13 protein-coding genes are annotated in these 18,872 nt (G+C 73.0%); 2 read left to right on the top strand and 11 right to left on the bottom strand.

Annotation, left to right across the window (positions count from 1 at the left end; translation table 11 throughout):
* Window position 1: 1 nt before the first annotated feature.
* From ACFYSC_RS27035 to ACFYSC_RS26995, 9 genes are all read right to left on the bottom strand, one after another.
* Entirely contained in the window at window positions 2–1,588 is a 1,587-nt protein-coding gene (locus ACFYSC_RS27035) for an amylo-alpha-1,6-glucosidase (RefSeq protein WP_389967217.1), read from the bottom strand.
* A 2-nt stretch (window positions 1,589–1,590) separates the two neighbouring features.
* Window positions 1,591–2,466, bottom strand: a complete 876-nt coding sequence (locus ACFYSC_RS27030) for a carbohydrate ABC transporter permease (RefSeq protein WP_389967214.1) — start codon at window positions 2,464–2,466, stop codon at window positions 1,591–1,593.
* 12 nt (window positions 2,467–2,478) lie between these two features.
* Window positions 2,479–3,417, bottom strand: coding sequence for a carbohydrate ABC transporter permease (locus ACFYSC_RS27025; RefSeq protein WP_389967211.1), 939 nt, complete (start codon window positions 3,415–3,417; stop codon window positions 2,479–2,481).
* A gap of 5 nt (window positions 3,418–3,422) precedes the next feature.
* The gene (locus ACFYSC_RS27020; RefSeq protein ID WP_389967208.1) at window positions 3,423–4,721 is read right to left on the bottom strand and encodes an ABC transporter substrate-binding protein; all 1,299 of its coding nucleotides are present in this window, start codon (window positions 4,719–4,721) and stop codon (window positions 3,423–3,425) included.
* A gap of 206 nt (window positions 4,722–4,927) precedes the next feature.
* On the bottom strand, window positions 4,928–5,683 hold the full coding sequence (locus ACFYSC_RS27015; RefSeq protein WP_362943591.1) for an SDR family NAD(P)-dependent oxidoreductase: 756 nt from the start codon (window positions 5,681–5,683) through the stop codon (window positions 4,928–4,930).
* On the bottom strand, window positions 5,680–6,957 hold the full coding sequence (locus tag ACFYSC_RS27010; protein ID WP_389967205.1) for an ATP-NAD kinase family protein: 1,278 nt from the start codon (window positions 6,955–6,957) through the stop codon (window positions 5,680–5,682). Before ACFYSC_RS27010 ends, ACFYSC_RS27015 begins: the two co-directional genes overlap by 4 nt.
* Entirely contained in the window at window positions 6,954–8,513 is a 1,560-nt protein-coding gene (gene gcvPB, locus ACFYSC_RS27005; RefSeq protein WP_389967202.1) for an aminomethyl-transferring glycine dehydrogenase subunit GcvPB, read from the bottom strand. Before gcvPB ends, ACFYSC_RS27010 begins: the two co-directional genes overlap by 4 nt.
* Window positions 8,510–9,901, bottom strand: coding sequence for an aminomethyl-transferring glycine dehydrogenase subunit GcvPA (gene gcvPA, locus ACFYSC_RS27000; RefSeq protein ID WP_389967199.1), 1,392 nt, complete (start codon window positions 9,899–9,901; stop codon window positions 8,510–8,512). The genes gcvPB and gcvPA overlap by 4 nt, the downstream gene beginning before the upstream one ends.
* Window positions 9,898–11,898: a beta-galactosidase gene (locus ACFYSC_RS26995; RefSeq protein WP_389967196.1), complete on the bottom strand. Its 2,001-nt coding sequence runs from the start codon at window positions 11,896–11,898 to the stop codon at window positions 9,898–9,900. The genes gcvPA and ACFYSC_RS26995 overlap by 4 nt, the downstream gene beginning before the upstream one ends.
* Before the next feature lie 110 nt (window positions 11,899–12,008).
* On the opposite strand from ACFYSC_RS26995, the gene ACFYSC_RS26990 reads away from it, so the two are divergent.
* Entirely contained in the window at window positions 12,009–12,647 is a 639-nt protein-coding gene (locus ACFYSC_RS26990) for a GntR family transcriptional regulator (RefSeq protein ID WP_389967193.1), read from the top strand.
* A gap of 147 nt (window positions 12,648–12,794) precedes the next feature.
* Here the strand turns inward: ACFYSC_RS26990 and ACFYSC_RS26985 are convergent, their stop codons facing one another.
* Window positions 12,795–14,846, bottom strand: coding sequence for an alpha-galactosidase (locus ACFYSC_RS26985; protein WP_389967190.1), 2,052 nt, complete (start codon window positions 14,844–14,846; stop codon window positions 12,795–12,797).
* Between the two features lie 137 nt (window positions 14,847–14,983).
* Window positions 14,984–15,238, bottom strand: coding sequence for a Smr/MutS family protein (locus ACFYSC_RS26980; RefSeq protein WP_184757641.1), 255 nt, complete (start codon window positions 15,236–15,238; stop codon window positions 14,984–14,986).
* A 334-nt stretch (window positions 15,239–15,572) separates the two neighbouring features.
* Here ACFYSC_RS26980 and ACFYSC_RS26975 point away from each other — a divergent pair, with 334 nt between their 5' ends.
* Complete coding sequence (locus ACFYSC_RS26975) at window positions 15,573–18,572, top strand: BTAD domain-containing putative transcriptional regulator (RefSeq protein ID WP_389967185.1); 3,000 nt, start codon at window positions 15,573–15,575, stop codon at window positions 18,570–18,572.
* Window positions 18,573–18,872: the final 300 nt, after the last annotated feature.

Genomic DNA, 18,872 nt, shown 5'->3' with positions numbered 1-18,872 from the left:
CTCACGGCCGGGCCCGGCGGTGGGCCAGGTCCAGGAAGAGCGCGGCGGACCAGCCGAAGCCGGTGGTGGCCCCGCGGGCGCGGGCGCCGGTGAGCGGGTTCCAGTACTCGTGCAGCCCGCCGCCCGCGTTGACCATGTCCAGGGTCCGCCCGGTCAGCTCCTCGGCCTCGGCGGCGAAGCCGGAGCGGTGCAGCCCCTCGATCAGCAGGTAGTTGACGTTGAGCCAGACCGGGCCGCGCCACATGGCGTCCGGGTCGAAGGCCGGGTCGCCGAAGGCGACGGTGGGCACCGGGCGCTCGCCCCAGAAGGCCGGGGACAGCAGGTCGGCCACCAGGCGTTCGGCGATCTGCCGGGGCAGGCGGCCGGTGAGCAGGGGCATCAGCTCCAGCGGGGTGCGGGTGGCGACCTCGGCCGCGACACCGGACGCGGACCTGGTCAGCGTGACGAACCGGTCGCCGTTCCAGCGGCGGGCGACCAGCAGCTCGACGTGCCCGGCGGCCCGCCGCCGCCACTCCTCGGCCTCGGCCGTACGGCCCAGCGCCTCGGCGATGTCGCCGAGCCGGTCGAACTGGAGGGCCAGGTAGGAGTTGAGGTCCGGCGGTTCGGCCCGGGGTCCGTGGTCCCAGACGGGGCTGTCGTCCAGGCCGGAGGAGTACGGGTGGAGGTACTCGGCGAGGCCGTCCCCGTCGGGGTCGGAGGCGGTCAGCCACCACCGCTGGGAGCGGGCGATCGGCCGGTAGACCTCGTCGAGGAAGCCGGGGTCGGGGGCGGCCTCGTGGATCTTCCAGGCGGCCCAGGCGGTCAGCGGCGGCTTGGTCACCGGGACGACGCCGCCGATCGGCTCGCCCGGCGTGGCGGGGCCGCCGACGTGCTGGGCGAGCCGGTCGTGGTCGGAGCGGGGCAGGTCGGTGGTCTCGGCGAGCACGCCCCGGTCGTGGACCACGTCGGGGATGAGGCCGTCGGGCCGCTGGTGGTCGAGGAGGATGCGGAGCTGGTCGCGGGCGAGCTTCGGGTCGGCGTGGCGCAGGGCGACGGCGTGGAAGTAGGAGTCCCAATTCCAGATGCCGACATATCCCAGCTTGGAGGGGACCACGCCTTCGCGGCCCCCGGCGAACGCGATGGGCAGCAGGTTCACCCCGAGCGTCCACCACGCCTGCTCGGCCCGTTCCCGCAGCTCCGCCGGTACGGCCGGCATCCGCGCGAACCACTCCCGGCGGCGCTCCCCGGCCCGCGCCAGCAGCTCCCCGGCGTCGTACGGGCCCGCCCGGCCGGTGAGCACGAGGGTCCCGTCGATCACCCCCGAGCCGCCGTCCCAGACGGCCCGCGCCCCCGAGCCGGTCAGCACCAGCGTCTCCGGGTCGGCGAAGACCAGGTCCACCCCGGCTCCGAAGGAGACCCGGTCGGGGAAGGCCCGCCGTACCGGCAGCTCGCGGTCGCCGGAGAACAGCCGCAGCCCGGTGAGCACGGTCGTGTCCGACAGCCGGGTCTCGTACTCGGCGCGGGCGACGCGGAGCGAGCCGTCCGGGTCGGCCAGCACCAGCAGCCGGGAGCCGCGCTCGGTGAAGGGGGTCACTCGCAGGTCGAGCATCGTCAGCGTCCTCCCAGGCCGGACATGGCCATGCTGTTGAGGATGCGCCGCTGGCCGATCAGGAAGGCGATCATCATCGGGATGACCGAGATGGCCGAGGCGGCGAGGGTGAGGCCGTAGTCGGTGGCGCCGTGCTGCCCGGCGAACTGGCTGACCAGCAGCGGCACGGTGGCCAGCTCCGGCGAGTTGAGGAAGATCAGCGGGAAGAAGAAGCTGTTCCAGCTCGCCAGGAAGACGATGATGCCGAGCGCGCCCATGCCCGGCCGGACGTTGGGCAGCACGACGCGCCAGAAGATCGTCCAGCGGCCGGCGCCGTCGAGGCGGGCGGCCTCCTCCAGCTCGATGGGCACGGCCCGGATGAACTGCCGCAGCAGGAACACCGCGAACGGGTTGACGAAGCCCGGCACGATCAGCGCCAGGTGGGAGTCGACCCAGCCCAGCTCCGCCAGCATCAGGTAGAGCGGGACGACGGTGACCTGCGCCGGGACCATCTGGGTCGCCAGGAACAGGCCGAACAGCAGGCCGGAGCCGCGGAAGCGGATCCGGGCGAAGGCGTAGGCGGCCATCGCGGAGGTGACCAGCGTGAGCACCACGTTGAGGGCCGCGATGTAGAAGCTGTTCCAGTACGCCTGGGCGAAGGGCAGCGCGCCGAACGCGTCGGGGTAGTTCCGCGCCCGCCACGGGTTCGGCAGCCAGTCGAGCGGCGCGTTGAGCATCTGGTGCGCGCCCTTGAACGAGGTCAGCAGCATCCAGACGAACGGGAACAGCATCAGCAGCCCGCCGGCGGCGAGCGCGACGTGCAGGCCGACCTGTCCCAGACGGCGGGGACCGGGGCGGGAGCCGGGATGGGCACCGGGAGAGGCAGGGATCACAGCCATCGACGCCTCCCCTCAGGAGTCGTAGTGGACGAGGCGCTTCTGCGCCGCGAACTGGACGAAGGTGACGAGCAGCGTCAGCGCGAGCAGGATCAGCGCGGCGGCGCTGCTCATCCCGAACTCGAACTTCTGGAAGCCCAGGTCGTAGACCTGGTAGACGATCGTCCGGGCGCCCTCGTTGTGGTCGGGGTTGACCAGCACGTAGATCTGGTCGAACGCCTGGAACGAGCTGATCACCGCGACGACGGTGGAGAAGAAGATCGTCGGGGAGATCATCGGCAGCGTCACCGAGCGGAGGACACGGACCGGGCCCGCGCCGTCGATGCGGGCGGCCTCGGTCAGCGACGGCGGGATGGTCTGCAGCCCGGCCAGGAAGATGACCACGTTGAGGCCGAGCGAGGACCAGATGGTCACGACCGCGATGGCCACGATGACCCAGCCCTGGTCCTCCAGCCAGTCGGGCGGGGTGATCCCGAACCAGGCGTGGAGGGTGCTGTTGAGCACGCCGTAGTCGCCGCCGGCCAGGATGACCTGCCACATCACGGCCACCGCGACGGAGCTGGTCACCACGGGCAGGAAGTAGACGACCCGGTAGAAGGTCCTCCCCCGCACGTTGTTCAGCGCGAGGGCGACGAGCAGCGCGAGCGCCAGGCCGGCCGGGACCGTCAGCAGGGCGAGCTTGACGGTGTTCCAGACGGCCGTGCCGAACTCGGGGTCGGTGAGCTGGGCGGCGAAGTTGTCGAAGCCGACCCAGGACTTCTCGCCGAGCCCGTCCCATCTCATGAACGCGAGCACGACCGCGAAGCCGAGCGGGAAGACCAGGAACGCCAGCAGGCCCAGCACCTGCGGGGCGAGGAAGAGCGCGGCCCACCAGCCGTCCCGGTTCCGCACGCGCGTCGCCGCGCGTGCGGGCCGGGTCCTCGCGGTGGGGCGTGCCGGGGTGACGACGCCCACGGCCGTTATCCGATCTTGCCGTCGACGAGGGACTGGAGCTCGGTCATGCCCTGGTCGAAGGCGACCTTGCCGGTCCAGACCTTCAGCAGGAGGTCGTTGATGTCCTTGGTGAGGCCGGGCACCGCGACCTCCTCGGGGTAGTTCGCGAAGCCGGTGTCACGCACGTCGAGGAACGTCTGGGCGTGCGCCGGGTAGCCGCCCTCCAGCACGACCTGCTCGGCGCCCTTGATGGAGGGGACCGCGCCGCCGCTCTTGAGCCGCAGGAGCTGGCCCTCCTTGCTGACGAACTCGGTGAGGAAGGTGAACGCCGCGTCGGGGACGCGGGAGTCCTTGTTCAGCGCGAGGTAGGAGGCCGCGACCGCGGCGGGCATCGGCTCGCCGGTCTGCGACGGGAACGGCACGACGTCGTAGTTCGCCTGGTCGCCCCCCTTCTTGACCACGTCGATCACCCATCGGCCGCCGGCGTAGAAGCCGGCCTTGCCGCGCAGGAACTGGGTGCTGGGGCCGTTGCTGGCGGGCAGCACGTCGGCGGACAGGAAGGTCTTGTCGGCGTAGCCCTTGGCCAGGGTCTGCAGGGCCTCGCGGGACTTGGGGTCGGTGGTGGCGACGAACCTCCCGCCGTCCCAGACCTTGCCGCCGAAGCCGCCGATCACGCTGTAGGTGGAGCCGTACCAGTTCCAGAAGATGGATCCGGCCTTGCCCGCGGCCTTGAGCCTGGCGTTCATGTCGAGGTACTTGGCCATGGTCCACTTGCCTGCGGCGTTCAGCTCGGCGGGGTCCTCGGTGATCCCGGCCTCTTTGAGGGCCTTCTTGCCGTACCAGAGGACCTCGGGGTTGGTGTCGTTCGGGACGCCGTAGATCTTGCCGTCCTTCTTGGCGCCGCCGTAGACGCCCTCGAAGAAGTCCTCGGGCCTGCTCTTGCTGGCGGGGCCGGCGAGCCGGTCGTTGAGCTGGGCGAGCACCCCGGCGGCGACGAACTTGCCGATGTTGTCGTCGCCGACGAAGAAGACGTCGGGCGCGGTCTTCGAGGTGAGCTGGGTGAGGAGCTTGGGGTGGTAGTCCTCGTACTTGGGGACCGTCTCCATCTTCAGCACGATGTCCGGGTGGCGCTTCATGAAGTCGTCGTTGAAGGTCTTGAAGAGCGCGACGTCCTCGGCCGACCCCCAGGTCGACCAGCGGACGGTGACCTTCCCGGCGGCGGCCGGGCCGCCGCCGGCACCGCCGCCGCCGCTGCACGCGGTGGCGAGGGCCGCGGTCAGGGCGAGGGCCGCGGCGAGGATCTTCTTGGTCGGAGGGAAGGACACGGGGTGCCTCCTGGGGGTTCGCGGGGGGTGGGTTACGCGGGATGCCTTGCGGGGTGACGGGTCGTACGGGGTGCGTCGCGGGGTGACGGGTCACACGGGACGCCGTGCGGAACGGCGGGTCACGCGGGGCGTCATGTGAGGGGACGGATCAGGCGAGGTGCCTTGCGAGGGGTTGGGCCGCACAGGGCGCCTTGCGAAGGGGCAGGTCAGGCGAGTCCGCCGCCGTCGACGACCAGCGCCGCGCCGGTGACGTAGCTCGCGGCGTCGCTCGCCAGGAAGAGGACGGCCTGGGCGATCTCGTCCGGGGATCCGGCGCGGCCCATCGGCCGGTCGGCGGCGTCGGCGGCGAAGGCCGCCCAGTCCTCCGAGAGCTGACGGGCCTCGTCGCGGAGCATCGGGGTGTCGGTGTCACCGGGGTTGACGGAGTTGACGCGGATCCCGGCCTTGGCGTGGTCGATGGCCAGGGCCCGGGTCATGTTGACCACGGCGGCCTTGGAGGCGCAGTAGGAGATGGCGTTGCCGCCGCCCTTCAGGCCCCAGCCGGAGCCGGTGTTCACGATCGAGCCGCCGTCCTTCATGGCGGGGATGGCGTGCCTGCACATCAGGAAGACCGACCTGACGTTGACCGCCATGACCCGGTCCCACTCGTCGACCGGCAGGTCCAGCACGGTGGTGCGGCGGATGATGCCGGCGTTGTTGAACAACACGTGCAGCCCGCCGAAGGTCTCCACCGCGGTCCGTACGGCCCGCGCGCAGTCGGCCTCGGCGGCCACGTCCGTCTCGACCGCCACGGCCCGGCCGCCCTCGTTCTCGATCTCCTTGGCGACCGTCGCGGCGCCGGTGCCGTCGATGTCGGCGACCACCACGGCCGCGCCCTGGCGGGCGAAGAGCAGTGCGGTGGCCCGGCCGATGCCGGAGGCGCCGCCGGTGACGATGGCGACCTTGTCAGTCAGGGCGGTCATGCTGAGCTCTCCTCGGTAGCGGGTCGGATCCGGTACACCGCGCTCTCGCGGTATCCGGTGATGACGGAGACGTGGCCCGCGACGAGGGCGTCCGTCTCCGGGTCTCCGGTGTCGGCCAGCAGCGGCCGGCCGCCGAGACCGGCGAGCTTCTGCTGGGTGGCCAGGACGAGCAGCCCCCCGGAAGCCATGATCTTTCTGAGTACGGCGGGGCCGATCTGCTGGTTGCCGCGGCCGAGCACGAAGCCCTGCCCGCCGATGACCGAGACGACCGCGCAGGTGTCGTGCCCGTCGACGAGATCGAGCAGCCGCCGTTCGGTCACGTCCGCGGCGACCAACCCGCCGTCCTGGACCACGTCCACGCCGAGCAGCGTGGTGGAAAGGCCCAGCAGCCGTCCCACGGCCATGGTGGTGGCGCCGGGGCCGAGGACGTAGCGGACGCCGGGCCGCATCCGTGCCCTGACCTCCCGGGCGATCGCCTCGGCCGAGCCGGGGGCGGCGGCGGAGGAGCCGATCTTGCGGCCCGACAGCCGCGTCCGGGCGGCGGGGACGCGCAGGGTGCCGTAGAGCAGGGGGCTGACCCGGCCGCTCCGGTAGGCGTCCTCGTCGAGGTCCACCACCTCGGCGGCGATGGTCCTCCCCCGGCTCTCCGTACCTTCCGGGCTCCCCTGGCTCCCGGCCAGGCCGGTGTCCCGTCCGAACTCGGCGGCCGTGGTCCCCGCCGTGGCGGGGCTGACCGCGAAGCACCCGGAGTAGACCTTGACGCCCGCCGGGACGCCCAGCACCGGGCAGGACGGCGAGCCGTCGAGGACGTCCCTGGCGGTGCCGTCCCCTCCGGCGAACAGCAGCAGGTCGACGTCGCGCATCGCCTCGACGGCCGCCGTCGTGTCCCGGGGCGAGGAGGGGTCGCCGGGGGCCCGCCGTACGAGTTCGGGGACGCCGCCGGCGGCCCGGACGCTGTCCTCGCCCATCGGGCCCGCGACGGTGACGATCCTGGTGTCCGGGCGGCGGGCCAGCAGCGCCCGTACGGCCAGCGCGGCCCGCTCGCCCGCCCGGGGGGAGGCTCCCCTGGCGAGGGCCTCGCGCTGCACGCCCGCGCCGTCGCTGCCCTTGAGCCCGGCCGGGCCGCCGATCCCCGCGACGGGGTTGACGACCAGCCCGACCGTGAAGGCCGCGCGGGTCGCGGGTCGCTCGGCTCCCCCCGCTCCGCCCGCGGCACGGGAGGAGCCGGGGGGCTCGGCGGCGACGCGGGAGGGGCCCGGCCGGTCGGCTGTCATGACAGGTGCTTGCGGGTGTAGGCCCGCCAGGTGGGCGACCACCGCTTGGGATCGTCCAGCGACGACGGGTCGATCCGGTGGACCGTCTGGTTGTACGGGGCGCCCTTGACGAGTTCGGGGTCGCGGCGGGCCTCGTCGGCGACGTGCGCCAGGATCGCGGCGTACTCGTCGAGGTCCTCCTGTGAATACGACTCCGTCGGCTCCAGGGTGAAGGGCTCGGGGACCACGTGGGGGTGGTGGCTGGTCCAGTAGTGCACGCCGAAGTCGGCGGCGCGCACGCCGATCTCCTCCGAGTGCACGCCCGTCTCCTCCGACAGCTCCTGCCAGGAGTAGCGGACCTGCTCCAGGCGGCTGCGTCCCCAGGGCGCCGAGGCCCCCTTGATCTGCAGGACCTTGTGCATCAGGTAGTTGTTGTTGAGCACCGCGATCTCGGCGACCTCACGCAGCCCGGCGGCGCCCAGCGCCATGATCCACGCGTAGGCGCGGACCACGTTCGGCGTGACGCCGAGGAACGGGCGCGTCTTGCCGACGGAGAGCGGCCGGTCGGCGTCGAGACGGTAGCGCGAGCCGTCGTACTCCACGGTCGGCCCCGGCAGGAACGGCGCGAGCGCCTCGGACACGCCGCTCGCGCCGGCCGCCGGTCCCCCGCTCGCGTGCGGGGTGGAGAAGGTCTTGTGCAGGTTGAAGTGGCACAGGTCGAACCCGGCGTCCGCGGCGCGGGTGACGCCGAGCAGGCCGTTGGCGTTGGCCTGGTCGTAGCAGGCCAGGCCGCCCGCCTCGTGCACCAGCTCGACGAACTCCGCGATGCGCGGGTTGAAGATGCCGGTGTCCTCGGGGTTGGTGATCATCAGGGCGGCGGTGCGGGGCCCGACGGCGGCGCGCAGCGCCTCGATGTCGGGGTATCCGTTCTCGTCCGGCATCAGCGTGATGACCTCGTACCCGGCGGTCTTGGCGCAGGCCGCGTTGGAGGGGTGCGAGAACAGCGTGGTGATGACCTGGTCACGCCGCTCCCCCTCGCCGCGGGAGGCGTGGTAGGCGCGGATCATCGCGACGTTGGCGTAGATCGCGGCCGACCCGGAGGCGGGCTGGAGCGAGACCCGGTGCATGCCGGAGATCTCGGCGAGCATCCGCTCCAGCCGCCAGTAGACCTCCAGCACGCCCTGCACGGTGTCGTCGGGCTGCAGCGGGTGCAGCTCGGCCACCTTGGGATCGGTGACGAAGCGGTCGTTGACCTTCGGGCTGTACTTCATCGTGCAGGTGCCCTGGCCGACCGCGATGGCCTGGTCGACGCCCAGGTTCTCCTGCGACAGCCGGACGTAGTGCCGCAGCACGTGCAGCTGCGACATCTCCGGCAGCCTGGGCGGTTCGGCCCGCCGTACCGTGTCGGGCAGCTCCACCGGCGGCACGCCCGGGGCCGGTACGGCGATGCCCCGCCGGCCGGGCCGCGACTGCTCGAAGATGATCGGCTCGTCCCAGCGGGCCTGGTGGAACCGGCGCAGCCGCGGCTTGGGCGCGACCGGGAGCTCGGCGAACGGCTCGCCCGCGTGCCCGCTCACGCCGTCTCCCCCGCAGCCGGCGTCCCGGCGCCCGCGGCGCCCTCGCTGGTCCCGTTCACGCCGAGTCCCTCCCGTACGGCTGCCGCCAGCCGGTCGATGTCGTCCTTCGAGTGCCGCTCGGTCACGCAGACCAGCAGCGTGCGGTCGTCCAGGCGGACGCCGCCGAAGATGCCGTGCCCGCGCAGCGCGGCGAGGAGGCCGTCCGCGGACGGCGCCTCGATCGCGAACTCGCGGAAGTGCACCGCTTCGGGGTGCAGCACCCGGGCGCCGGCGGCGGCGAGCCGCTCCATCGCGTAGCGGGTGCGGGCCAGGATCGTCTCGCCCAGCTCGCGCATGCCCTCGGGGCCCATCAGCGCGAGGTAGACCCCGGCGGTGATGCCCCACAGGGAGGCCGCGGTGCCCACCCATTCCTTGCCCTCCTCGCGGTGGGCGAAGGAGGTCCGGTCGTAGAAGACGTCGCCGAAGCCGTACTCGCCGGGGACCTCGGTCGGCGCGAGGCCGAACAGCCGCGAGGGGAACTCCGCGACCAGGCGCTCCTCGTCGCGGGTGGCGATGTACCCGGCGTGGCCGCCGCCGTGGGCCTGGTGCATGCCGAGCGACTGGATGTCGCCGCAGGCGATGTCGGCGCCGTAGGCGGCGGGCGGGGCGAGCACGCCCAGCGAGATCGGGTCGGCGGAGACGACGAGCAGCGCTCCGGCGGCGTGCGCGAGGTCGGCGAGCTCGCGGCCCCGGGTCTCCACGACGCCGTAGACGTTGGGGGTCTCCAGGTAGATCGCGGCGAAGGTCTCGTCGATCTCCACGTCGCCGATCTCGCCTCCCGGCCCGACCGGGGCGACGACCAGCTCGACGTCGTGGTCGAGGAAGTCACGCAGCTTGCTCATCTTGTCGGCGGCTACGGCCCCGCTGATCAGCACCTTCGACCGGCCGGTGTAGCGGACGGCCATCCGGATCGCGGTGCCCGCCGCCTGGTAGCCGTCGTAGGTGGGGACGTTGACGACGTCCATCTCCAGCAGTTCGGCCATCATGCTGACGTACTCGAACAGGGCCTGGAACCGGCCGTGGTCCTCGTACGGCTCGCCCGCGTAGGCGGTGAGGAACTCGCCGCGCCCGTTGATCTCGTCGCAGACGGCCGGCACGTGGTGCGGGTAGCAGCCGTGGCCGAGGAAGCTGAGCGCCTCGGTGGTGTCGGTGTTGCGGCCCAGCAGCCCGCGCATGTGCGCGACCAGCTCGTGCTCGGAGCGCAAAGGTTCGGGCAGGTCCAGCGGCCGGTCCAGGCGCAGGTCCGCCGGGATGGCGGCGTAGAGCTCCTCGACGCTCGCGGCGCCGACGGCCGCCAGCATCTCGGCCCGCACGCCCGGTTCGGCGTTCGGGATGTAGGGGTGTGTCACCGTTCTCCTTCGGTCGGCCCGGCGCCGGTGCGGAGCACCACCGCGTCGCGGGCCGGGATCTCGATCCGGCCGCGCAGCTCGCGGCCGGTCAGCAGGTCGGTCCCGGACTCGGCGAGGTCCACCCGGGCGGGGGTCGTCGCGTGGTTGAGCAGGAAGAGGTACGGGCCCCGGCGGGTGGCCTCCACGCCCTCGGGCACGTCGGCCACCGGCCGGACGCCCGCGGCGGCCAGGACCTCCGACAGCACCGGGGTGACGTCGTCGAGCAGGCAGCCGAGGTAGGTGGCCCGCCCGCGGCGGGTGATGGCGGGCTGCCCGTCGAGGTCGCCGCCCTCGTAGCGGGCGAGCACCTCGGCGTCCTCGACGCGCAGCCATTCGGCCCAGGTCCGCGCCGGCACGGCCGCCGCGGGCGCCCCTGTCCCCGTGACGGGCCGGACCCGCTGGACCTGTCCGTCGGGGAGCGGCCAGAACTCGTCGACCGTCAGGCCGAGCAGCTCGCGCAGCGGGCCGGGGGCGCCGCCGTCGTGCACCCGGTCGGCCGCGTCGACGACGCCGCTGAACGGGCCGACGACGAGGTGCCCGTCGAAGGCGGCCAGGCTCCGGGCCTGCTCCTCGGTGCACAGGTAGAGGTTGGGGACGATGACCACCCGGTGGCCGGACAGGTCGCGGCCCGCGGGGACGAGGTCGACCGCGACGCCGCGGGCGTGCAGCGGCCGGTACCACGACAGCAGGAGGTCCTTGAGCGCGAGCCGGTTCGACGGCATCGACTCGGGGGCCTCCAGGCCCCACCAGCTGTCCCAGTCGAGGAGGAGCGCCACGTCGGCGCGCGTCCCGGTCCCGGCGACCTCGGCGAGCCGTCGCAGGTCGGCGCCGAGCCGGAGGGTGTCCCGCCAGCCGCGGGCGGCGGTGCCGCCGTGCGGGAGCAGCGCGGAGTGGAACTTCTCCGGGCCGTAGCGGGCCTGCCGCCACTGGAAGAACATCGCGCCGTCCGCGCCGTGGGCCAGTGCCTGGAGGCTGTGCAGGCGCATCATGCCCGGCGGTTTGGGGGCGTTGACCTCCCGCCAGCTCACCGCGCTCGCGGCCTGTTCCAGCAGGATCCACGGCCGCCGCTTCAGCGAGCGCATCAGGTCGTAGCTGAGCGCGACCGCCACGTGCGACCCGGGGTCGGCGGGGTCGGGGTAGGCGTCGTCGCTGACGACGTCCTCGGCGGCGGCCCACTTCCAGTAGTCCAGGCCGTGCAGGATGCTCATGAAGTTGGTGGTCACCGGCACGTCGGGGGTGACCTCGCGCAGTACGGCCTTCTCCAGTTCGAAGCACTCCAGCAGTGCGTCGGAGCAGAAGCGGCGCCAGTCGAGGACCTGGGCGGGGTTGACCGGGCCGGGGGCCCTGCGGGGCGGTTCGACCTGGCCGAACGCGGTGTAGTGCTGGCCCCAGCAGGAGGTGCCCCAGGCGTCGTTCAGCCCGTCGACGGTTCCGTAGCGGTTCTCCAGCCAGCTCCGGAAGTGCCGGGCCGACTCGGCGCAGAAGCATTCGAGGACGTGGTCGGCGTACTCGTTGCCGATGTGCCACAGGGCCAGGGCGGGGTGCCGGCCGTACCGGGCGGCCATGGCGCGGACCAGCCGGACGGCGGCGTCGCGGAAGACCGGCGAGCTGGGGCAGTAGCCCTGCCGGGAGCCGAACTCCAGGCGCGTCCCGGCGGCGTCCACCGGCCGCACCTCGGGGTGGTCGCGGACCAGCCAGGGCGGCGGGGTCGCGGTGGCGGTGGCCAGGTCCGCGGCGACGCCGTGCTCGTGCAGCAGGTCGAGGACGCGGTCCAGCCAGCCGAAGTCGTACTCCCCGGGACGCGGTTCGAGTCGGGACCAGGAGAAGACGGCGACGGTCGCCATGTTGACGCCCGCCTCGGCCATCAGCCGGACGTCCTCCTCCCAGACGTGCTCCGGCCACTGCTCGGGGTTGTAGTCACCGCCGAACAGCAGACCGGAAACCCTGGTCAGCCCCACCCGAAACTCCAATCTGTGACATGTAATATTTTGTATGCAGAATTCATAGTGCAGTGTACTGAATGCCGTCAAGCCGCTAGGCTTGAGGGAAGATCAACGCAAGGAGTGCAATGGCGATCGAGCGGCGCCCCCTCCGCGAGCAGATCCGCGAGGAGCTGATGCTCCGGCTCGACCGTGGCGACTTCGCCGCGGGAACCGACATCAACGAGGCCGTCCTGGCCGGAGAGCTCGGCGTCAGCCGCACCCCGCTGCGCGAGGCCCTCATCACCCTCGCCGGCGAGGGCGTGCTGGAGAGCAACCAGGGCAGGGGCTTCAGGTTCGCCCCGGTCAGCCGCAAGGAGTTCAGGGAGCTGTGCGCGATCGTGGCGGCCCTGGAGGCGCTGGCCCTGGAGAGCTCCGACCCGGCCCACCTGCGCCAGATCGCCCCCGAGCTGCTCCGGCTCGCCCGTGAGTTCTCCGCCGACGTCGCCGCGCGCCAGGAGATCGAACGTCACGACGACGAATGGCACGACCTGCTGCTGAGCGGCTGCGGCAACGAACGGCTGATCGACCTGATCACCAGCGTCAAGGCGGGCATGCGCCGCTACACCCACCTGCTGTCCGGCGACGCCACCCCCACGGCGCGCGCCGCCGAGGAGCACCGCCGGATCGCCGAGCGACTGGCCGAGGGCGACCTTCAGGGCGCGGTGAGCGCCCTGCGCGACAACTGGATCAACGGCATGGAGCGGATGATCCCCCGCATCCCCTGACCGCCGCCCGGCGCGAGGCGCGGGCGTCCGCGCGCGCCCGCGTGGCGTTCAACGGCGGGCCGCCTCACACACCAGGCGGCCCGCCGTACATCTCCGGCGGGGAGTCGTCCGCTTCCGGCACGGACCCCCTTCGCCCTCCCCCGCGGCTCAGACGCGGCGGCACACGAACAGGAAGGCGGAGCCCGGCCTGTCGGCGAACCGCGGGGCGGGCAGGCCGATGGTCGCGAGGGCGCGGCCGGTGAGCCGCACCCGGTCCGACGCCCAGCCGGGATGGCGGCCGGGCTCTCCGGACACCTCGCCGGGGACGGCCTCGACGGCGTACTCGGCGACGGGGTCGAGTCCGGGGAGTCTCATCGGCGCCGTCCGCTCCACGACCGTGGTCTCCAGCTGCACGTAGGCGTACACGGCCCGGCTCCGGTCGGGGGCGACGACGCCGTGGAGCCACGCGGCGGGGTCGGGGTGGTCGGCCCGCACCACCTCACCGGTGTGCAGCAGCGGGCGCAGTTCCTTGTACAGGGCGATCCATTCGGCCAGCGCGGCCCGCTCGGCCGGGGTCCACGCGGTGATGTCGGCCTCGACCCCGGCGTGTCCGAACAGAGCGGTGGCGGCCCGGAACCCGAGCGTGGTGACGCGCCCGGTGAGGTGGGAGGGAGAGGAGCCGACGTGCGAGCCGATCAGCTCGTACGGCAGCAGCAGACCGGTCCACCGCTGGATGTGCTGGCGCTCGACGGGGTCCATGTTGTCCGAGCCCCAGATCCGGTCGGTGCGCTCCAGGATGCCGAGGTCGGCCCGGCCTCCGCCGGAGGAGCACGACTCGATCTCCAGCCCCGGGAACCGGGCGCGCAGCTCGTCCAGCAGCCGGTAGACGGCCCCGGTCTGCGCGTGGGCGCCGGGCACGCCCTCGTGCACGGGCTCGGCCAGGTCACGGTTGTGATCCCACTTGATGTAGTCGATGCCGTACTCGGCCACCAGGCCGCCGATCCGTTCCAGCAGGTAGGCGTACACCTCGGGACGCGCCAGGTCCAGGGTGTGCTGGCTGCGCCGGGGCAGCGGCCACCGCCGCGGGTCGGCCAGCAGCCAGTCAGGATGGGCGCGGACCAGGTCGGAGTCGGGGTTGACCATCTCGGGCTCGAACCACAGCCCGAACTGCATGCCGTGCCCGCGCACCCGCCGGACCAGCTCGTGCAGGCCGTCCGGCCAGACGGTCTCGTCCACGTACCAGTCGCCCAGGCCCGCGTCGTCGCTCCTGCGATGGCGGAACCAGCCGTCGTCGACGACGAACCGCTCGGCCCCCACCTCCGCCGCGGCGTCGGCGAGCGCGAGCAGGCGGTCCTCGCGGTGGTCGAAGTAGACCGCCTCCCAGGTGTTCATCGTCACCGGGCGCGCCGACCTCGGATGGGTCTCCCGCGCGCGCAGCATGGCGTGGAACCGGCGGCTCAACCCGTCCAGACCGGCGTCGGAGGCCGCGAAGTACACCCACGGCGTGCTGTACGACTCCCCCTGGCCGAGCCGGACCTCGCCGGGTTCGAGCAGCTCGCCCGCGGCGAGCACGGTCTCCCCCTCGGGGAGCCGCTCGACGTACTGGACGTGGTCGCCGCTCCAGGCGACGTGCACCGCCCACACCTCACCGGTCCGGAACCCGAACCCCGGGGTGCCGGCGACGAGCGGACCGGCGTCGAACCAGGTCCGGCCGCGGCGGTTCTCCCGCGACCAGACGCCCTGGCGCAGCGGCGCCCGTTGCGGGGAGCGCTCCCTCGCCCAGCGGCCGGCGAAGTCGAGCACCTCCCCGGCCTGCGCGGGCAGCGGCATCAGGCAGGCCAGGCGGTCCAGCGTGTACGGCGAGGCGGCGGTGTTGACGAGCGTGTGCCGCATCCGCAGCACGCCCTGGGGCGTCAGCTCGATCCCGGTGGTGAGCTCCAGCCCGCAGCCGGGATCCGTGGCGAGCGTCTCGACACGGTTCCCGTCCGCAACGACGGTCTCGGCCAGGGTGAACCGGGGTGGACGCCAGCCGCCGTCGTGACGCCCGGACAGGACCGGCCTGCCGAACCAGCCGTCGCCCTGGCCGGGCACCACGTCCTGGCCGGGCATCGGCGGGAGCCCGGTGAGCGGCCCCGGGCAGGCGCCCCAGTGCGACACGCGCGGGTGCGGGCCGGCGAGGTCGAGGACGACGCCGACGCCGTCCGCGGACAAAGCGATCATCGAAGCTCCAGGCCAGGGGTGTGGGGTGGGCGCGGTCCCGGAGGGCCCGCGAGAGGGCGGGCCCGGGAGGGGCCGGCGGACCGGTCAGGACGTCGGTGGGGTGCGGAACCTTCCGCCGGCGTGCCCCGGGGAGCGCGTCACTTGTGACGGAAGTAGACGAACAGCCGGCCGTGGTTCTTGGAGTCCTTGTCGATGCGGTGGTAGAGGGCCTTGATCTCCTTCTGCTCCAGGAAGCGCAGCACCTTCTTCTTGAGCTGGCCGGAGCCCTTCCCGGGGATGATCTCGACCTCGGTGGCCTTCTTCCTGATCGCCTCGTCGATGATGCCGCGCAGCGCCTTGTCGATCTCGCCGCCGCGGTTGAAGATCGGGTGCAGGTCCAGCTTGAGCTTCACGGTGTCCCCTCCGCCGGGCGGCCCTCGACGCCGGTCACGCCCTCCTGGGCTCCGGCACCCCTCAGGCTACGGCCTCGCGCCCGGTTTCCCGCAGGCCGTCCGGCGTCGCCCGGTGCCGATCGGCGCCGGCCGGGCCACGCCGCCCGCCCCGCCGTACGGCTCGCCCCGCCGTACGGCCTGCAGCCCCGTCCGGCGGGCGCCACGGATTCCGCCCCGATGTACCCCCGCGGGGACATAATGGCCCCACATCGGGCCTCGCCTGGAATGATCGCAAACAGCGGACTTCACGAGACCGCTCCCTGTTGGTCTCAGCGATTCGGTGGCGGGGGAACTGATGAGATTCACCGTTCTGGGGCCGGTCAGAGCAGGAAACGGCGAACGGGTCAGCACGCTCGGCCGGTCCCAGCGCCGAGGGCTCCTCGGGTTCCTGCTGCTCAACGCCGACCTGGTCGTCACGCTGGAGGCGATGGTCGAGGCCCTCTGGGGCGGTGCGCCGCCGTCGTCGGCCCGCGCCCAGATCTACTCGGGGATCCACGCGATCCGCGGCGAGCTGCGAGGGCTCGGCATCGAGGAGGTGGCGTCGGTCCGGGGCGGCTACCTGCTGCGCGCGGGCACGGAGGACCTGGACCTCGCCGTGTTCGAGAACTGTGAGAGGCGGGCCCGGACGGAGCGGGACCCCGCGCAGGTCGCCCGGCTGCTGCGCCGCGCCCTCGGGGTTTGGAGCGGCCCCGCGCTGAGCGACGCCTCCGGAGCCTACGTGGAACCCGCCCGGTTGCACCTGGAGGAGAAGCGGCTCGCCTGCGTCGAGAACCTGATCGACGCGGAGCTGGCCCTGGGGCGGCACGACGTGGTGATCAGCGAGTTCCGGGAGCTGGCCCACAGCCACCCGCTGCGGGAGAGGCTGTGCACCCGCCTCATGCTGGCCCTCTACCGGAGCGGACGCCGGATCGAGGCTCTCGACCTCTCACGTGACCTGCGCGGCAGGCTCGTCGAGGAGCACGGGCTGGACCCCGGTCACGCGATGGTCGAGCTGGAGGAGGCCATCCTGCGCGGCGATCCCTCTCTCGACCTCCCGGCGACGGCCGTCACGGCGGGCTCGGGCGGGGCGCCGCCGGTCGGCGTCCCCGCCCAGCTGCCCGCGGACACCGTCGACTTCACCGGGCGGGACGAGGAGATCGCCACCGCCGTCCGGGGCATGACCGGACCGCAGGAGACGGCACCGGGGATCTGCGTGATCACCGGTCCGCCCGGCGTGGGGAAGACGACCCTCGCCGTCCACGTCGCGCACCGGGTCCGCGAGCACTACCCGGACGGCCAGCTCTTCGTCGACCTCCGCGGCGCCGACACCTACCCGATGGAACCGGAGGAGGTGCTCGCGGGTTTCCTGCGCGCGCTGGGCGTCGAGACCGGGGCGATCCCGGACAGCCGCGACGAGCGCGCGGCTCTCTACCGGACCCTGCTCGCCGAACGGCGCGTGCTCGTGGTCCTCGACAACGCGACGGACGAGAACCACGTGCAGCCGCTGATCCCCGGAACCGGCACCTGCGCGGTGCTGGTGACGGGCCGCAGGAGGCTCACCGGTCTCGGGGCCCGTACGCTGCTCGACCTGCGACCCTTCGGCGGCGACGAGGCGGTCGTCCTGCTGGGCAGGCTGGCGGGGGCGGAACGCGTCGCGGCGGAGAGCGCGCAGACCCGTGAGCTGGCGCGCCTCTGCGAGGGCCTGCCTCTCGCGCTGCGCATCGCGGGGGCGCGTCTGGCCGCACGGCCGCACCGCGGCATCGGGGAGATGGTCGAGCGCCTCGCCGACGAACGGCGCCGCCTGGACGAGCTCTCCTACTCCGGGCTCGCCGTCCGGTCCGGGCTCGACCTGAGCTATCGGGGGCTGAGCGTGCCGCAGCGACGGCTGCTGCGACGGCTGGCCCTCCTCGACGTCCACCAGGCCACCGCCTGGCTGGCCGCGGCCGCCTGCGGGGAGAGCCCGGCCGAGGCCGAGGAGACGCTGGAGAGCCTGACGGATGTCCATCTGCTGCGGGTCGAGGGCGTCGACCGCACCGGGCAGATCCGGTACGGCATGCACGATCTGGTGCGCGTCTACTGCCGGGAGCGGATGGCCGAGGAGGAGGACGACGCCGGCGCGGCGGCCGTGGTCGCGTCGGCCGCCCGGTATCTGCTCCGGCTGACCACCGAGGCCAGAGCCGCCAACCGGGGCCGCGACTACTGGACCCGGTGCGGCGAGGAACTGGCCGTCGAGGTCGATGCCCGGAGTCTGGCCCTCGCCGCCGCCCACGGGGTGACCTGGCTGGACGCGGAGCGGTCCACCCTCTCCGGCCTCATCCGGCAGACGTCGGCGTACCGGCTGTTCGACGAGTGCTGGCGCATCGCCCTGATGACGAGCTGGCTCTACGACGCCCAGACCTACACCGGCGAGTACGAGGCCCTGCTCTCCATCTCGCTGGAGGCCGCCCGGGAGGCGGGTGACAGACGCGCCGAGGCGGTGGTCACCACGGCCGTCGGCGACATGCGCGTGATGCTCGGCGCCCTGGTCGAGGGCGAGGCGCTGCTCCGGGAGGCCGAGGCGATCTTCCGTGAGCTCGGGGACCGGCACGGAACGGCCGACGCGGGGCGGAACCTCGGGTACCTGCACCGTGTCCGGGGGGAGCACGCCGCCGCCCTCCAGCGCTACCAGGAACTGAGTGAGGTCTTCAGGGTGGAGGAGGACCATGCCGGAGAGGCGCTGGCGCTGCGCTGCATCGGCCAGATACACCTGACCCGGGGCCGCCTCGACGAGGCTCTGCCGTACCTGGAGGAGGCCTACGCCGTGGCGGCGCGGGGGCGGGGGGACTGGCCGCGGATGACCACGCTGTACTGGCTCGGTGAGGCGTACCGGCAGCTGGGACGGCTTGAGGAGGCGCGGACGGCCTACCTGTCGGTCGTCCGGGCGGTGGAGCCGGCGGGGGACATCGCGGGGGCGAGCTGGGCCCGGCTGGGCCTGGCGGAGGTGGCCACCGAGCTCGGCGACCACGAGGAGGCACGCGTCCAGTTCGATCTCGCGACCGAGCAGGCCGCCCGCTGCGGGATCACGCCGATGATCTGCAGGGTCGGCGTGGCGAGCGCCCGTGCCTGGTTGGGCACCGGGCACACCGCCGAGGCGGCGGAGACGCTCGAACACGTCCTGCCGCTCTTCTCGCGGCCCGCGCCCCCTTCACTGCGGGCCGAGGCCATGGAACTGCTGGCGGAGATCCACGATCGGCGGGGAGAGCCCGAGGCGTCGGCACGGGCGAGGGCCGACGCCCGGCGGATACGCGCTGAGCTGGAGCGGCAGGAGAACGTGTAGTTCGCGCATAGCTCACGTATCAACCCTTTCTGCCATAAAGAACCCGTCGAAGCCCTCCGTTTCGCCACGCACGGGGGCGCCGGAGGGCCTCGGCACGATGACCCGGTGGCCGCTCACCACCGGCGAGGCATCACCGGCCGGTTCGCGACGACGGGAGGTGATCACGCGCGGCTGGGACGGGGGCTGACGGAACCCGCCCGACACCGACGGAACCCACCGGGAGGTGACCATGCGCGACTTCGACTGGTACTGACCGGAACATGGGAGCCACGCGACACCTGCGGAGCCCGTGGGAGGTGA

Source organism: Streptosporangium sp. NPDC004379 (assembly GCF_042873875.1).
GTDB lineage: Bacteria > Actinomycetota > Actinomycetes > Streptosporangiales > Streptosporangiaceae > Streptosporangium.
The sequence above is the reverse complement of the archived record's forward strand: the minus strand, read 5'-3'. Positions and strand labels throughout refer to the sequence as shown.

Bases quoted from the DNA above. Each gene is read 5' to 3' on its own strand.
- ACFYSC_RS26985 (WP_389967190.1), bottom strand. From the start codon at position 14,846: ATGATCGCTTTGTCCGCGGACGGCGTCGGCGTCGTCCTCGACCTCGCC.
- ACFYSC_RS26975 (WP_389967185.1), top strand. From the start codon at position 15,573: ATGAGATTCACCGTTCTGGGGCCGGTCAGAGCAGGAAACGGCGAACGG.
- ACFYSC_RS26990 (WP_389967193.1), top strand. From the start codon at position 12,009: ATGGCGATCGAGCGGCGCCCCCTCCGCGAGCAGATCCGCGAGGAGCTG.
- ACFYSC_RS27010 (WP_389967205.1), bottom strand. From the start codon at position 6,957: ATGACAGCCGACCGGCCGGGCCCCTCCCGCGTCGCCGCCGAGCCCCCC.
- ACFYSC_RS27035 (WP_389967217.1), bottom strand. From the start codon at position 1,588: ATGCTCGACCTGCGAGTGACCCCCTTCACCGAGCGCGGCTCCCGGCTG.
- ACFYSC_RS27030 (WP_389967214.1), bottom strand. From the start codon at position 2,466: ATGGCTGTGATCCCTGCCTCTCCCGGTGCCCATCCCGGCTCCCGCCCC.
- ACFYSC_RS27015 (WP_362943591.1), bottom strand. From the start codon at position 5,683: ATGACCGCCCTGACTGACAAGGTCGCCATCGTCACCGGCGGCGCCTCC.